This window comes from Steroidobacter sp. (genome assembly GCF_036402275.1).
Lineage (GTDB): Bacteria > Pseudomonadota > Gammaproteobacteria > Steroidobacterales > Steroidobacteraceae > Steroidobacter.
The window spans coordinates 48,309-62,117 of sequence record NZ_DASWTF010000029.1 but is presented as its reverse complement, the minus strand read 5'-3'; the positions used below and the strand labels follow the sequence as shown (position 1 = coordinate 62,117).

The 13,809-nt window shown below is 62.9% G+C and carries 16 protein-coding genes; 11 read left to right on the top strand and 5 right to left on the bottom strand.

The features are described 5' to 3' along the window. The first annotated feature begins 10 nt into the window (after positions 1-10). A complete protein-coding gene (locus VGD45_RS13680) occupies positions 11-889 on the top strand; it encodes an SDR family oxidoreductase (protein ID WP_331155874.1) in 879 nt (292 codons plus the stop codon). Here VGD45_RS13680 and VGD45_RS13675 read toward each other — a convergent pair. Beyond that, on the bottom strand, positions 882-1,523 hold the full coding sequence (locus tag VGD45_RS13675) for an AAA family ATPase (protein WP_331155873.1): 642 nt from the start codon (positions 1,521-1,523) through the stop codon (positions 882-884). The two genes, VGD45_RS13680 and VGD45_RS13675, sit on opposite strands and share 8 nt — an antisense overlap. 189 nt (positions 1,524-1,712) lie before the next feature. On the opposite strand from VGD45_RS13675, the gene dapF reads away from it, so the two are divergent. The 9 genes from dapF to ubiB all read left to right on the top strand — a co-directional run bounded on the left by dapF (position 1,713) and on the right by ubiB (position 9,627). Further along, positions 1,713-2,531 carry a diaminopimelate epimerase gene (dapF, locus tag VGD45_RS13670; RefSeq protein WP_349263271.1) on the top strand — a complete coding sequence of 273 codons (819 nt, stop codon included), beginning with the start codon at positions 1,713-1,715 and terminating at the stop codon, positions 2,529-2,531. 22 nt (positions 2,532-2,553) lie between these two features. Continuing rightward, positions 2,554-3,309, top strand: a complete 756-nt coding sequence (locus tag VGD45_RS13665; RefSeq protein WP_331155871.1) for a DUF484 family protein — start codon at positions 2,554-2,556, stop codon at positions 3,307-3,309. A 24-nt stretch (positions 3,310-3,333) separates the two neighbouring features. Beyond that, positions 3,334-4,239 carry a tyrosine recombinase XerC gene (gene xerC / locus VGD45_RS13660; RefSeq protein WP_331155870.1) on the top strand — a complete coding sequence of 302 codons (906 nt, stop codon included), beginning with the start codon at positions 3,334-3,336 and terminating at the stop codon, positions 4,237-4,239. Next, positions 4,236-4,775, top strand: coding sequence for an ATP-dependent protease subunit HslV (gene hslV / locus VGD45_RS13655; RefSeq protein WP_331155869.1), 540 nt, complete (start codon positions 4,236-4,238; stop codon positions 4,773-4,775). The genes xerC and hslV overlap by 4 nt, the downstream gene beginning before the upstream one ends. A gap of 20 nt (positions 4,776-4,795) precedes the next feature. Next, positions 4,796-6,124 carry an ATP-dependent protease ATPase subunit HslU gene (gene hslU, locus VGD45_RS13650; protein WP_331155868.1) on the top strand — a complete coding sequence of 443 codons (1,329 nt, stop codon included), beginning with the start codon at positions 4,796-4,798 and terminating at the stop codon, positions 6,122-6,124. Positions 6,125-6,137: 13 nt separating this feature from the next. Beyond that, positions 6,138-6,536 (top strand): DUF971 domain-containing protein, encoded by a 399-nt coding sequence (locus tag VGD45_RS13645; RefSeq protein WP_331155867.1) that lies wholly within the window; start codon positions 6,138-6,140, stop codon positions 6,534-6,536. A 91-nt stretch (positions 6,537-6,627) separates the two neighbouring features. Further along, positions 6,628-7,392, top strand: a complete 765-nt coding sequence (gene ubiE / locus VGD45_RS13640) for a bifunctional demethylmenaquinone methyltransferase/2-methoxy-6-polyprenyl-1,4-benzoquinol methylase UbiE (protein WP_331155866.1) — start codon at positions 6,628-6,630, stop codon at positions 7,390-7,392. 1 nt (position 7,393) lies between these two features. Then, positions 7,394-7,987 carry a ubiquinone biosynthesis accessory factor UbiJ gene (locus tag VGD45_RS13635; RefSeq protein WP_331155865.1) on the top strand — a complete coding sequence of 198 codons (594 nt, stop codon included), beginning with the start codon at positions 7,394-7,396 and terminating at the stop codon, positions 7,985-7,987. Positions 7,988-7,989: 2 nt separating this feature from the next. Continuing rightward, entirely contained in the window at positions 7,990-9,627 is a 1,638-nt protein-coding gene (gene ubiB, locus VGD45_RS13630) for a ubiquinone biosynthesis regulatory protein kinase UbiB (RefSeq protein ID WP_331155864.1), read from the top strand. A 428-nt stretch (positions 9,628-10,055) separates the two neighbouring features. Here the strand turns inward: ubiB and VGD45_RS13625 are convergent, their stop codons facing one another. The 3 genes from VGD45_RS13625 to VGD45_RS13615 all read right to left on the bottom strand — a co-directional run bounded on the left by VGD45_RS13625 (position 10,056) and on the right by VGD45_RS13615 (position 11,748). Beyond that, positions 10,056-10,703 carry a DedA family protein gene (locus VGD45_RS13625; protein ID WP_331155863.1) on the bottom strand — a complete coding sequence of 216 codons (648 nt, stop codon included), beginning with the start codon at positions 10,701-10,703 and terminating at the stop codon, positions 10,056-10,058. 12 nt (positions 10,704-10,715) lie between these two features. After that, a complete protein-coding gene (panD, locus tag VGD45_RS13620) occupies positions 10,716-11,087 on the bottom strand; it encodes an aspartate 1-decarboxylase (RefSeq protein WP_331155862.1) in 372 nt (123 codons plus the stop codon). 100 nt (positions 11,088-11,187) lie between these two features. Then, positions 11,188-11,748 carry a TIGR00730 family Rossman fold protein gene (locus VGD45_RS13615; RefSeq protein WP_331155861.1) on the bottom strand — a complete coding sequence of 187 codons (561 nt, stop codon included), beginning with the start codon at positions 11,746-11,748 and terminating at the stop codon, positions 11,188-11,190. 185 nt (positions 11,749-11,933) lie between these two features. On the opposite strand from VGD45_RS13615, the gene VGD45_RS13610 reads away from it, so the two are divergent. Then, the gene (locus VGD45_RS13610; protein ID WP_331155860.1) at positions 11,934-13,421 is read left to right on the top strand and encodes a putative bifunctional diguanylate cyclase/phosphodiesterase; all 1,488 of its coding nucleotides are present in this window, start codon (positions 11,934-11,936) and stop codon (positions 13,419-13,421) included. Here VGD45_RS13610 and VGD45_RS13605 read toward each other — a convergent pair. Continuing rightward, positions 13,418-13,777 carry a hypothetical protein gene (locus VGD45_RS13605; protein ID WP_331155859.1) on the bottom strand — a complete coding sequence of 120 codons (360 nt, stop codon included), beginning with the start codon at positions 13,775-13,777 and terminating at the stop codon, positions 13,418-13,420. The two genes, VGD45_RS13610 and VGD45_RS13605, sit on opposite strands and share 4 nt — an antisense overlap. Positions 13,778-13,809 lie beyond the last annotated feature (32 nt).

Sequence of the window (13,809 nt, the reverse complement as noted above, 5' to 3'; positions counted from 1 at the left end):
GAGGGCGCGCATGAGCTCGCCTCGTCCGTACATCCTGATTGCCGGCTGCGGCTATGTCGGCCAGCGGCTGGCCGAGCGCCTGCGCGACCGCTTCGAAGTTGCGGCGCTGGTTCGTTCCAACGAAAAAGCCGCGGCCCTCGAGCGGCTGGGCCTGAAGACCATCGTGATCGACCTGGATCGGGTGCGCGCCGGCGCCAGCATTCCTGAACGGCTGGATCAGGAGGCCATCGTGTACCTCGCGCCGCCGCCCGCGACCGGCGAGAGCGACCTGCGACTCGACCGTTTCCTGCACCTGGCCATCGTGCCGCCGAAGACGTTTGTTTATATGAGCACGACCGGCGTGTATGGCGATGCCGCCGGCGGCTTCGTCGACGAAAGCACTCCGGTGATGCCCCGAACCGATCGCGCCCGCCGGCGCGTCAGCGCTGAAGAAATGACTCGCGTGTGGTGCCACGAGCGGCGTATTCGCCGCGTCGTGTTGAGAGTTCCGGGGATCTACGGGCCGGAGCGCTTACCGCTGGAAAGATTGCGCAAAGCCGAAGCGGTCGTTCGGCCGGAAGACGCCGGCATCAGCAATCGAATTCATGTGGACGACCTGGTCACCGCCTGCGAAGCGGCCATCGTGAACAAGGAGGCTCGTGGCGTTTACAACGTGACCGACGGCACTTCCCTCAGCTCGACCGCATTCATCGATCTGGTCGCGCAGCTGGCCGGCCTGCCCAAGCCGCCGCGCGTCACCATGGAGGAAGCTCAGCTCACTTTCAGCCCTGAACGCCTGTCTTTCCTCAACGAGTCGCGCCGGATCGGCAACGACCGCATGCTGAAAAACCTGGGCGTGAAGCTGCGCTACGCCGACCCGGAGGCAGGCATCCGAGCCAGCCTCAGCTAGGCTGACTTTTCTTGCTGTCGAGCCACTTGGTGATCGGCTTCCACTGCTCCCAGTCCGGGCTGGCCAGATACTCGGGCAGCTCGAAGATGCTCATGCCGCGTTGATAGGCCCGCAGATAGTTGGTCGACTGACGCAGCTGGCCCAGATAAGGCACTTTCAGCTTCTCGAGGTATTGATCCAGCTCGTCGAACAGCAGCGTGTTCTCGCGCACGCGGTTCGCGACCATGGCAAGCCGAGCCTGCTGACGCTGCACTTTGCCCAGCTCCAGCAGCTCTTCCATGAAACGCGCCGACGCCTTCATGTCGATGGGCGAAGGCAGCACGGGAATCAGGATGGTCTCGGCGCGCCGGACCAGCTCGTTCATTTCGGAGCCATGTGTCCGGGCCGGCGCGTCTATCACCAGCACGTCGGTGTCCCGCGGCACGTTTCGTATGCCTTCGTCGAAGGCCCGCACACCCGAAATGCGCGGCAGATCCTCGGGGCGCATCGCCAGCCAGTCGAGGCTGGAACATTGCGGGTCGTAGTCGGCCAAGGTCACCTTGGCGTCCTGGCTCGCAAAGTAACAAGCGATGTTGGTCGCCAGAGTGCTCTTGCCGCTGCCGCCCTTGGAGTTCATTACCATCACGTGGCGCATGACCGTCCTCGCTTCGCCGGTAAGAAACAGGATCCTGAGCCCGGCTCGGGCGCCGGGCTGTGCTGGATTTCGCGTTGTTGTAAATGAGTGGCCGGTAACTTAAAGGGAGCCTTGGCAATTGTCACGGCCTCGAGCCCCTGGTTGACGCTGCAGAGAACGCGTCAAGTGACGTATGCTTGGCGCATGCGCCTGCCTTTTACCAAGATGCACGGCCTGGGCAACGACTTCATCGTGTTCGATGCTCCGGCCGGCGCGGACCTGCCCTCCGCCGAAGTGTTTCGCCGCCTCGCCGATCGCCGCACCGGCATCGGCTTCGATCAGGCGCTGGTCCTGATGCCGCCCGCCAAAGCCGATTTCGATGTGTTTTACCGCATCTTCAACGCCGACGGCTCGGAGGTCGAGCAGTGTGGCAACGGCGCGCGCTGTATCGCCAGCCTGGTCGCCCGCAAGGCCCGCAAGGCGCAGGTGCGCATGGACAGCCCCGGTGGTCAGGTCAATGGCCTGCTGAGGGACGACGGCTTGGTCTCCGTCGATATGGGCGTGCCGAGCTTCGCGCCCGAGTCGCTGCCGTTCGAGGCCTCACGCGAGGCGGACGTGTATCCGTTACGAGTCGGCGAGAAAGAGCTGCAGATCGGCGCAGTCTCGATGGGCAACCCGCACGCGGTCATGCAGGTGCCGTCGGTAGCACAGGCTGCCGTGGACACTCTCGGACCCGCGGTGGAGAATCATTCGCGCTTTCCGAGGCGGACCAACGTCGGCTTCATGGAAGTCGTCAGCCCGACTCACATCCGGCTGCGAGTGTTCGAGCGCGGCGTCGGCGAAACGCAGGCTTGCGGCACCGGAGCGTGTGCGGCCGTGGCGGTGGGACGTCGCTGGGGACTGCTGCAGGAAGAAGTTCAGGTAGACGCACCCGGCGGCCGCATGATCGTCCGCTGGCCCGGACCGAACCAGGCGCTGTGGCTCACCGGCCCGGCGGTCACCGTCTTCGAAGGGACGGTGGAAGTTTGAGAACCAGAATCGAGGCACCTGTATGAGCAAGACTCCGGTCCGCGGTGTCGATGTGGAAAACCTGGCTCCTGCGATGAGTGGGACGAGCGCCAGTGCCGCTGGCAAAGAGCCCAGCGAGTCGGAGATCGCCGATTACCTGCAGAACAATGCCGACTTCTTCGAGCGTCACGCCACTTTGCTGACCAAATTGAAGCTGCCGCATGGCCGTGGCACCGCCACCGTATCGCTGGTCGAGCGCCAGGTCTCGGCACTCCGAGAAAAGAACCAATCGCTGGAATCTCGCCTTCGCGAGCTGATCGATGTCGCGCGTGGTAACGACGTGCTGGCAGCGAAGATCCATCGTCTCGCCTGCCGGCTGGTGCGCGCACGCAATGCCTCCACGCTGCTGGATTCGATGGAGACTTCGTTGCGCGAAGACTTCGGCGCTTCCGAATGGTTGCTGCTGCTCGCGCCGACGCGTCCGACGGGCTTTTCGAACATCGACAGCCGTCATCTGCGAATGGTCGATCCGACGGCGCCCGAGCTGAAAATGTTCGAAACGTTGTTCGAATCGGCGCGGCCGCGTTGCGGCCAGATCCGCGACAGTCAGCGTGATTTCCTGTTCGGCGCGGGCACGATCGAGATCGGTTCCGCCGCCCTCGTGCCGCTGGGTCGCGAAGTGGGCTTCGGCCTGCTCGCCATCGGCAGCCCGGACGCGCAGCGCTTCCATCCCACGATGAGCACCGATTTTCTGGCGCGCATCGGCGATCTGGTGAGCGAGGCCGTCGCGGCCGTCTAGCCGCGCGGCGAGCGACGTCGACCGATGGACGAACCGTCCCTCGCCTGGCTACCCAAGTTCTTCGAGCATCTGTCCGTGGAGCGGCGCATGTCGCCGCACACAGATTCCAACTATCGCCGCGATCTGAAACGTTTCGTCAGCCATTGCGATCGCCAGGGCGTCGCCGACTGGCAACGCGTCGACGGCCAGCTCGTGCGCACGTTCGCGGCCGCCGAGCATCGCCAGGGCGCGTCACCCCGCACCATCCAGCGACGACTCAGCGCCCTCCGCAGCTTTTATAACTTTCTGTTGCGCGAAGGCGTGGTGAAGTTGAATCCCGCCGTCGAAGTGCAGGCTCCGAAGGCCAAGAAACGTTTGCCCGCCACGATCGACGTGGATCAGATGACTCGCCTGCTCAGCTTCCGCACCCACGAAGAAATCAGCGTGCGGGACAAGGCGATCATGGAGTTGTTTTATTCGTCGGGCCTGCGCTTGTCGGAGCTGACGAACCTGGATCTGACGGACATCGACCTCGCCGACCGCACGGTGCGCGTGCTCGGCAAAGGCAGCAAGACGCGCGTGGTGCCGGTGGGTCGCCACGCCGCTGAAGCCATCAGCCGCTGGCTGCAAGAGCGCACCAAACTCGCGGGCGTAGGAAATACCGCGCTATTCGTCGGCGTTCGCGGCGAACGCATCAGCCCGCGCTCGGTCCAAAAACTCGTGGCGGCGTGGGCGCGACAGCAAGGCCTCGGCGTTCACGTCCATCCGCACATGTTCCGGCACTCGTTCGCCACGCATCTGCTGGAATCGAGCCAGAACCTGCGCGGCGTGCAGGAACTGCTGGGCCACGCCAACATAGCAACCACTCAGATCTACACCCACCTTGATTTTCAGCACCTCGCCAAGATCTACGACGCGGCACACCCGCGCGCCCGCAGGAAGAGTGAATGAGCGATAACCAACCACACGCAACAACCATCCTCGCCGTCCGGCGCAACGGCGTCGTGTGCATCGGCGGCGACGGCCAGGTTTCGTTGGGCAACACCGTGATGAAGGGCAACGCGCGCAAAGTGCGCCGCCTGTACGACGGTAAAGTGCTGGCAGGCTTCGCCGGCGGCACCGCCGATGCGTTCACGCTGTTCGAGCGCTTCGAGGCCAAGCTGCAGCAATATGGCAACTTGACCCGCGCCGCCATCGAGCTGGCGAAGGACTGGCGCAGCGACCGCAGCCTGCGCCGACTGGAAGCCTTGCTGTGCGTCGCCGACAACAAGACGTCCTTCATTATTTCGGGCAACGGCGACGTCATCGAGCCCGAAGACGATATCATGGCGATCGGCTCGGGCGGCGCGTTCGCTCAGTCCGCCGCGCGGGCGTTGTTACAAAACACCGAGCTCGACGCCCGCACCATCGTCGAAAAGGCGCTGAACATCGCCGCGGATATTTGTATTTACACCAATCGGAATCTCACGATCGAAGAGTTGAAATAACTCTTCGAAGTTGTATGTCAATGACCCCGAGAGAAATCGTTCAAGAGCTCGACAAACATATCGTCGGGCAGGCCGCCGCCAAACGCGCTGTCGCCATCGCGCTGCGTAACCGTTGGCGCCGCATGCAAGTCACCGAGTCGCTGCGCGCCGAGATCACGCCGAAGAACATTCTGATGATCGGCCCCACCGGCGTCGGCAAGACCGAGATTGCCCGGCGTCTCGCGCGCCTGGCGCGCGCGCCGTTCATCAAAGTTGAAGCGACCAAGTTCACTGAAGTGGGTTACGTCGGCCGCGAGGTCGATTCCATCATCAAGGATCTGATGGACGTCGCGGTCAAGATGACTCGCGAAGAAGAAATGGAAAAAGTCCGTCACCGCGCCATGGATGCCGCCGAAGAGCGCGTGCTCGACGCCTTGCTGCCGCGGCCCAAATCGCTCGGCTTCACTCCCGACCCGGAGCCCAATCCGCGCGATGGCGAGACGCGCCAGAAATTCCGCAAGATGCTGCGTGAGGGCCAGCTCGACGATCGCGAGATCGAGGTCGAAGTGCGCGCCCTGCCCGTCGGCGTGGAAATCATGGCGCCGGCCGGCATGGAAGATCTGACGCAGCAGCTGCAAAGCATGTTTTCGAATCTCGGCGGCGCGCGTACCAAGACGCGCAAAGTGAAAGTTCGCGAAGCATTCAAGCTGCTCACGGACGAGGAAGCCGCGAAGATGATCAATGAGGAAGAGCTGAAGCTGCGCGCTCTGCAGAACGCGGAGCAGAACGGCATCGTGTTCATCGACGAGATCGACAAGATCGCGCGTCGGCAGGAAACCCACGGCGCCGATGTTTCGCGCGAAGGAGTGCAGCGCGACCTGTTGCCGCTGGTCGAAGGCAGCACGGTGAGCACCAAGCACGGTATGGTGAAGACGGACCATATTCTTTTCATCGCCTCCGGCGCATTTCACATGTCCAAGCCCTCGGATCTGATTCCGGAGCTGCAGGGTCGCTTTCCGATCCGCGTCGAGCTGGATGCGCTGAAGGTCGAAGATTTCATTCGCATCCTGACGGAGCCCGACGCGTCGCTGTGCACGCAATACAAGGCGCTGCTCGCCACCGAAGGTGTGACGCTCGAATTCGACGCGAGCGGCGTCCGTCGCATCGCCGAGGTGGCGTATCAAGTCAACGAGCGCACTGAAAACATCGGCGCGCGACGTTTGCATACGGTGCTGGAGCGACTACTCGAAGTGCTGTCGTACGAGGCCGCCGATCGCAACGGCTTCAGCCTGACCATCGATCAGCAGTACGTCGACAAGCACCTTGGCGAGCTGGTGAAGGACGAGGACCTGACGCGCTACATTCTGTAACGCCGGTCTGCCTATGCCGCATCCGACCAACATCAAGTCCAGGACCAAGTCCCGCGTACTGGAAGTGAGCTTCGACGACGGCTCGGTGTTCGAGCTGCCGTATGAGTACCTGCGTGTGTTTTCGCCGTCGGCCGAGGTGCGCGGTCATGGGCCCGGCCAGGAGCAACTGCAGCTTGGCAAGCACGAGGTGACCATTACCCAGGTCGAACCGGTGGGTAATTACGCCGTGAAGCTGGTGTTCGACGACGGCCACAATACCGGCCTTTACACCTGGGCGTATCTGTACGAGCTGGGGCGGGATCGGACGCAGAAGTGGCAGAGCTATCTGGACCGCTTGAAAGAATTGGGCATCGCCTATCCGACCGTGCTGCCGAAAAAGCCGGCGTTTTCGCTCAAGCCGCCGCCGCGGTAGAGCGCCAGGCTCGAGCCGGAGTTGAGTCCAACTCAACTCTGCGCCGACCTCGAAACTCGACTAAAATGCGTCGTCACCGTCAGCGACGACCATGAGCGACACCCCAACCAACTCATCCTCGACCACCGACTTCGGCTATCAGCAAGTGCCGGTGGCGGAAAAGCAGGCGCGGGTTCGAGCCGTGTTCGAATCGGTCGCGGGCAACTACGACCTGATGAACGACCTCATGTCGGCGGGTACCCACCGGCTGTGGAAACGGTTCACGTTGTCGCAGACCGGCTTGCGTCCCGGCCAGCGGGCGCTCGATGTCGCGGGCGGCACCGGCGACCTCGCGGCCGGCATGTGCAAGCAGGTGGGCGAGAACGGTCTGGTGATCCACACCGACATCAATGGCGCGATGCTGGCGGAAGGTCGCGACGCGATGACCGATCGCGGCATCGTCACTAACGTTCGCTACTCGCTCGCCAACGCCGAGCGGCTGCCCTTCCCCGACAACACCTTCGATTGCGTGACCATCGGCTTCGGCCTGCGCAATGTCACCGACAAGGCCGCGGCCCTCCGCTCCATGCAGCGCGTGCTCAAGCCCGGCGGCCAGTTGCTGATCCTCGAATTCTCCCATCCCGTCGTGCCCGGACTGAAGCCACTGTACGACGCATATTCGTTCTCGGTGTTGCCGTGGCTCGGCAAGGTCGTGGCGCGTGACGAAGCGAGCTATCGCTACCTCGCCGAATCGATCCGCCGCTTCCCCAAGCAGCAGGAACTGATCGAGTTGATGCAGGCGGCCGGCCTGGAGGGCTGCAAGTATCACAATCTCACCGGCGGCATCGTCGCCCTGCATCGGGGCTATCGTTTCTGATATGCGCCTGACGCCGCTCGAATCCGCACTCAATAGAAACATCGCCGCTTCGTCGGCCGCCCGTGCACTGTGCCGGCGTTTGGACACGAAAGTGCTGGCGCTGCACGTCGAAGGCATGCCGCTCAGCATTTTCTTCCGCGCTCAAGGCGAGCAGATGTCGCTCGATACGAAGTACGACGGCACGCCGAATGCGACGTTGTCGGGAACGCCGTTGTCGCTGTTGCGCATGGCTGGGCCCGCGCCTGAAACAGCGCTGCGAACCGGCTCGGTGCATATTCACGGCGACGCCGAAGTCGCGCAGACGTTCAGCGAGTTGCTGAAGCAGGCGCGGCCGGATCTGGAAGAAGAACTGTCGCGCGTCATTGGCGACGTCGCAGCTCACCAGGTCGGCAACGTGGCGCGTTCGGCGCTCGGCTTCGCGCGGCGAGCAGCGGATACGTTCGCGCAGAACGTTTCCGAATATCTGCAAGAAGAGGGGCGCGACGTGCCCAGCCGCACCGAGGCGGATGAATTCATCACGGGCGTCGACAAGCTGCGTGACGATGTGGATCGTTTCGAGGCCCGCCTGGCGCTCCTCGAACGCAAGCGCGGCTGATCATGCGACTGAGAGTTCTTTCCCGGCTGCTGCAGATTCAACGCGTCCTGGTGCGTCATCGCCTGGACGAGATCATTCTGGCCACGCATCTGTTCCGGCCGGTTCGATTCGCGTTTTATCTTTCGCCCAACACCTGGTTCCGTCGTAAGGCATCCTTGTCACGCGGCGAGCGGCTGCGGCTCGCGCTGGAAGAGCTCGGGCCGATTTTCATGAAGTTCGGTCAGACGCTGTCGACGCGGCGCGATCTGTTGCCGCGAGACATCGCCGACGAGTTGGAGAAGTTGCAGGATCGCGTGCCGCCATTTTCAAAGGAAGCAGCGCGCGCGATCGTCGAAGCCGCTTATGAACGTCCGGTGGGCGATGTGTTCGCCCGCTTCGATGCGGATCCGCTGGCTGCCGCGACCATTGCACAGGTTCACGGCGCGCAGCTCAAGGACGGCAAGGAAGTCGTCGTCAAGATCGTGCGGCCTGGCATTCGCAAGCTGATTCAGCGCGATGTCGAGGTGTTGTATGCACTGGCTGACCTGGCCAATCGCTACTGGCGCGACGCGCCCCGCTTGCGGCCGGTCGAGCTGGTTCGTGAGTATGAAAAGACCATCATCGACGAGCTGGACCTGAAGCGCGAGGCCGCGAACGCCGCGCAATTGCGACGTAACTTCGATGGCTCACGCTTGCTGTATGTGCCCGAGGTTTATTGGGACTACACGCGTAGCAATGTCATGGTGATGGAGCGCGTGCAGGGCGTGCTCATCAACGACGTGGAAGAACTGCAGCGGCGCGGTGCGAACATCCAGCGCCTGGCCGAGAACGGCGTGGAGATTTTTTTCACGCAGGCGTTCCGTCACAACTTTTTCCACGCCGACATGCACCCGGGCAACATCTTCGTGCTGCTCGACAATCCGGAACAGCCGCGGTACGCCGCGGTCGATTTCGGCATCGTCGGCACGTTGGCGCCGCGCGATCAGCATTATCTCGCCGAGAATTTCCTGGCGTTCTTCGAGCACGACTATCGGCGCATCGCGCAGCTGCATATCGATTCGGGCTGGATTCCGGGGCACGTTCGCGTCGATGAGCTGGAATCGGCGGTGCGCACGGTTTGCGAGCCGATTGCGAACAAGCCGCTGCGGGAGATTTCGTTCGGTCAGGTGTTGATCAGCCTGTTCGAAGCCGCCCAACGCTTCGACGCACAGATGCAGCCGCAGCTCATGCTGATTCAGAAGACGCTGCTGCAGATTGAAGGTGTGGGTCGGCAGCTCTATCCCGACCTGGATCTGTGGAAGACGGCCCAGCCCTTGTTGCGTCAGTGGGTCGCCGAGCGGTGGAGCGTGCGAGCGTTGGTGCGCGATGTGCGCAAGCAGCTGCCGGATATGCTTCAAGCGTTACATCAACTGCCGCCGCTCGTTGAAAACGCGATTCAGCGCGCGTCGGATGGGCGGTTCAGCATCCCCATCGATACGAAAGAGATCGAGCGCTTGCAGACTACGATTCGCGAAGATGGCCGCCGTCGCGACGTGACGTTGGTGACGGCGATTGGATCGCTCAGTGGAATCATCTTGCTTGCTACGGAAGCCGGCCCGGAGTGGCTCGGCTACACCCTGCTCGGAGCGAGCATCGTAGGCTTGCTCACTCTCCGCAAATAACGCCGCCGCAGTCTTTCTTTTATTTCGCTGGCGCGAAAGGAAGAAGAAAGAAGGCCCTTGTTCGCGCCAGCCCCGCGCCGTAATGGCTGCGATTTACTGCAGCGTCGGCCGGATGTACCACTGAACTAACTAGCAGCAGTCGTCGGATACCGCGCACCACCAAGCTATCGGCGGTGGCTGCCGGGGGGATATGTCTTCCCGGCAAATGGATAAAACAGGGACGTTTTTCCATTAGCAGCTACAGGGAAGTACAGCAACGTCGCGCGCGTCAGCGCGAGCGAAGCGCAGCGACGGCGTGCGTCAGCGGTGCCGGGAAGACATATCCCCCCGGCAGACGCCGCTAGCCACCAACCTTCACAATCACCCGCCTCTTCTTCCGGGCCAGGCCGGGGGCCGGCCGCAGGCTAAAAAATAACCCTGCGGCGGCTTTATGCGCCCGCAGGTTTGGGCCGCATCAGCTCCCACACCACTGGCATCACCGACACGATGATGATCAAAATCGTCACCACGCCGAAGTTTTCCTTGATCAGGGGGACGTTGCCGAACAGGTAGCCGCCCCAGATGAAAATCGTCACCCACAGGAACCCGCCGAGCAGGTTGTAAGTGAAGAACTTCGCGCCGTTCATCGCGCCGACGCCGGCGACGAAGGGTGCGAAGGTGCGCACGATGGGCACGAAGCGGGCGAGCACGATGGTCTTGCCGCCGTACTTTTCGTAGAACGCGTGGGTGCGGTCCAGATATTCCTTTTTCAGCCAGCGAATGTTTCCACTGAACGCCCGCGGCCCCACGGCCTTGCCGATGCGGTAGTTGGTCGCATCGCCCAGCCAGGCGGCGATCATCAACATCAGCCACAGCATCGGGGCATTCAACGTCCCCGTCTGGTCCACCGCGGCCAGGGCCCCCAACGCGAACAGTAGTGAATCGCCCGGCAGAATCGGCGTCACGACCACGCCGGTCTCGCAGAAAATGATCACGAACAGGATCGCGTAGATCCAATAGTGATAGTCAGCGATGAGCTGGATGAGGTGCTGGTCGAGATGCAGGACGAAGTCGATGAACCAGGTGATCAGCTCCATGCGCGACGCACCTCAGACCGCGGCGCGCAGTGACTTGACGCGCGGGCGATTCTGCTCGTCCACGAGCACCACGATGGGCTCGTGCTTCTCGATCTCGGCTTCCGAATACTGCGAATAGGCGCAGATGATCAGCAGGTCGCCCACCATGGCCCGGCGGGCCGCGGCGCCGTTCAGAGAGATCGCGCCCGAGCCCCGGGGCGCCTTGATGATGTACGTCGAGAAACGCTCGCCGTTGTTGACGTTGTACAGCTCGATGTACTGATTTTCACGTAGCCCGGACGCTTCCAGCAGAGCTTCGTCGATGCCGCAGGAGCCTTCGTAGTCGAGATCGGCCTGGGTCACGCGCACCCGGTGCAGCTTGGCCTGGAGCATGGTACGAAGCATGGAAATCCTCTGACGTTGGACGGGAAACGACCCGCGTTAGCAGGCGGCCGAAGGCTGAGGTCTGGGGCACCCAGTGTCAAGGTGATGCATGGCAGCCGAATTACGCCGCCGGCGCCGGTTTGGCCGCCGCCTGCAACTGATCGAGCAGCGGCTCGATCTCTCGGTCCACCAGCAGCGCCGCCCGATGCCGGGGCCGCTGAAAGCCCTCGGAGACCGCCAGGTCCAGGAACTGGATCAGCGAGTCGTAATAGCCGTGGTAATTGAGCAGCCCGCTCGGCTTGTCGTGCAGCCCCAGCTGGGTCCAGCTCCAGGCCTCGAACAGCTCGTCCAGTGTGCCGATGCCGCCGGGCAGGGTCAGGAAGGCATCGGATAATTCCCCCATCAGCAATTTACGCTCCGCCATCGACGTGACCACGTGCAGGTCGGTCAGCCCGGGATGCCCGACCTCCCGATCCATCAGTAGTTGGGGAATCACACCGACCACGCGGCCTCCGGCTGCCAAGGCTGAATCGGCGACCGCCCCCATCAGGCCCACTTTGCCGCCGCCGTAGACCAGCGTCAGACCACGTTCCGCGATCAGGCGGCCAGTCGCACGGGCGACGTCCAAGTACTCGGGCCGGTTACCGGGGCTGGAGCCGCAAAACACACAAATTGAGCGCATCGCGAGATTCTAACCGAGGCCCGATTACGTTAATCGAGACGACGAGCGGTGCGAACCAGCGCACACTTCGGCACTTGCGCGGCGGGCGTCAGTGTTCTTTGGAGCACCAGTGCTCAAGCCGACCGAGCCAAGCCCGATATGTTCAACTGACGTCCCGAGGCCGCGGGACAGGACTCTCGGTTTACATGCAAGGGACTCTTCTACACTGGTTGGCGTACGTGCCGATCATCGCCATAGTCGTGGCGCCCTCGGTCATCGCCACGTGGTTCGCGATCCGACTACATCGCGAACGAGTGTTACGTCGGCGTGACGGCTCCGACTATCTCACGGGCCTGCCGACCCGGCGCGCCGCGGCCAGCGTGGCCACGCAAGCCATGGCCGAAGCACAACGCGGTGGCAAGGAATTCGCCCTGATCGTGCTCAACGTCGACCGGCTCAAGCCCATCAACGACTCGCTCGGCCATCAAGCCGGCGACGAGCTGCTGCTGGCGTTATCCGATCGGCTGCGCGCCGTGCTCGGCCCGAACAACGTGCTCGCGCGGCTTGCCGGCGACGAGTTCACCATCATCGCTCGCAACCTGCGCGGACCGCGCGACGCCGAAGCATTGGTCGAGAAAATCGCCGAAGCCGTGCGGCAGCCGTTCGTGATCGCCTCGTTCGACATTCATACATCGCTGACCATGGGCATCAGCATGTATCCGCTCGACGGCGACTCGTTCGAGGTGCTGCTGCGACGTGCGGAGATGGCGCTGCGCTGTGCGAAGTCCGCGAGCCGCGGCAGCTATCGCTTCTATGCCTTGGAGATGTCCAACGCCGCGGACGAGCGAGTGGCGCTGGAGAACGATCTGCGTCGCGCGGTCGAGCTCGGCCAGCTCGAGCTGCACTATCAACCGAAGGTCGATATCGCGAGCAATCGCATTCGTAGCGCCGAGGCGTTGCTCCGATGGCGTCATGCCACGCGCGGATTGGTGCCGCCGAGTGTGTTCATTCCCATCGCCGAAGAGACTGGCTTGATCGTTCCCATTGGCGAATGGGTGTTGCGCGAGGCCTGCAGGCAGGTACGCGCCTGGATCGATTCCGGGATGTCGCCCGTGCGCGTGGCCGTGAATCTTTCAGCCAAGCAATTCCGGCATGTGGACCTCGTGGCGATGGTGCGCTCGGCAATCGACGAAGCCAAACTGCAGCCCGGCTACGTGGAGCTCGAGCTGACCGAGAGCGCGATCATGGACGACGCGGAGAAGTCCGCTTCCATCCTGGAAATTCTCAGCACCATGGGCGTGCACATTTCCATCGACGACTTCGGCACCGGCTATTCCAGCCTGAGCTACCTGCGCCGTTATCCGCTCGACAAGCTGAAGATCGATCGCAGTTTCGTTCGCGACGTGATGTCGAACCCGAACGACGCGTCCATCGTGAAAGCCATCATCTCGCTTGCCCACAACTTGCGACTGCGGGTGGTCGCCGAAGGTGTCGAAACCGCGGAGCAATTGGGCTTTTTGCGCGAGCTGGGCTGCGACCAGTATCAAGGTTATTTCTGCAGTCCGGCGGTGCCGGCGTCGGCATTCGAAGCGCTGCTACAAAGAATGAGAGCGGATCGGCCGGAGCTGACCGAGGCGGACATGCTCCGGACGCAGAGCCGCCTCTCGGCGTTCTCGCCGGAGATCAGCGACTAATATTGATCCGTGGCGCGACGGCCGCGCGAACGACGACGCTCCTGGCCGGAATAGCCCGCCATCACCATGCCCACATCGCTGTTTCGCCGCGGGCCGGAGCGACGATCCTTGTGATGCTTGAAACGACAACCGCAAGCCTGCACGTCGCAGCTCGGCAGAGGCAGACGCGGGGCCTGACGTGACAAATAGCGCTGACCGGAAAATCGATAAGCCGCCGCGCACGCGTCCGCGCCGGGCAGAACCGACACCGCGTGATAGGGATTGGCGGGAGCGGCAGGCTTCTCTGCCGCTTTTTTCAGGGGCGCTTTTTTAGCTTTCGCCCCGAACCATCCCGCGAACCAACCGGACTTCGACATGCTTCCTGCCTGCACCTGCGCCGCGCGCAGTC

Coding starts and splice junctions, on each gene's coding strand:
- VGD45_RS13680 (WP_331155874.1), top strand. CDS start 11: ATGAGCTCGCCTCGTCCGTACATCCTGATTGCCGGCTGCGGCTATGTC.
- VGD45_RS13675 (WP_331155873.1), bottom strand. CDS start 1,523: ATGCGCCACGTGATGGTAATGAACTCCAAGGGCGGCAGCGGCAAGAGC.
- VGD45_RS13665 (WP_331155871.1), top strand. CDS start 2,554: ATGAGCAAGACTCCGGTCCGCGGTGTCGATGTGGAAAACCTGGCTCCT.
- xerC (WP_331155870.1), top strand. CDS start 3,334: ATGGACGAACCGTCCCTCGCCTGGCTACCCAAGTTCTTCGAGCATCTG.
- hslV (WP_331155869.1), top strand. CDS start 4,236: ATGAGCGATAACCAACCACACGCAACAACCATCCTCGCCGTCCGGCGC.
- hslU (WP_331155868.1), top strand. CDS start 4,796: ATGACCCCGAGAGAAATCGTTCAAGAGCTCGACAAACATATCGTCGGG.
- VGD45_RS13645 (WP_331155867.1), top strand. CDS start 6,138: ATGCCGCATCCGACCAACATCAAGTCCAGGACCAAGTCCCGCGTACTG.
- ubiE (WP_331155866.1), top strand. CDS start 6,628: ATGAGCGACACCCCAACCAACTCATCCTCGACCACCGACTTCGGCTAT.
- VGD45_RS13635 (WP_331155865.1), top strand. CDS start 7,394: ATGCGCCTGACGCCGCTCGAATCCGCACTCAATAGAAACATCGCCGCT.
- ubiB (WP_331155864.1), top strand. CDS start 7,990: ATGCGACTGAGAGTTCTTTCCCGGCTGCTGCAGATTCAACGCGTCCTG.
- VGD45_RS13625 (WP_331155863.1), bottom strand. CDS start 10,703: ATGGAGCTGATCACCTGGTTCATCGACTTCGTCCTGCATCTCGACCAG.
- panD (WP_331155862.1), bottom strand. CDS start 11,087: ATGCTTCGTACCATGCTCCAGGCCAAGCTGCACCGGGTGCGCGTGACC.
- VGD45_RS13615 (WP_331155861.1), bottom strand. CDS start 11,748: ATGCGCTCAATTTGTGTGTTTTGCGGCTCCAGCCCCGGTAACCGGCCC.
- VGD45_RS13610 (WP_331155860.1), top strand. CDS start 11,934: ATGCAAGGGACTCTTCTACACTGGTTGGCGTACGTGCCGATCATCGCC.
- VGD45_RS13605 (WP_331155859.1), bottom strand. CDS start 13,777: ATGTCGAAGTCCGGTTGGTTCGCGGGATGGTTCGGGGCGAAAGCTAAA.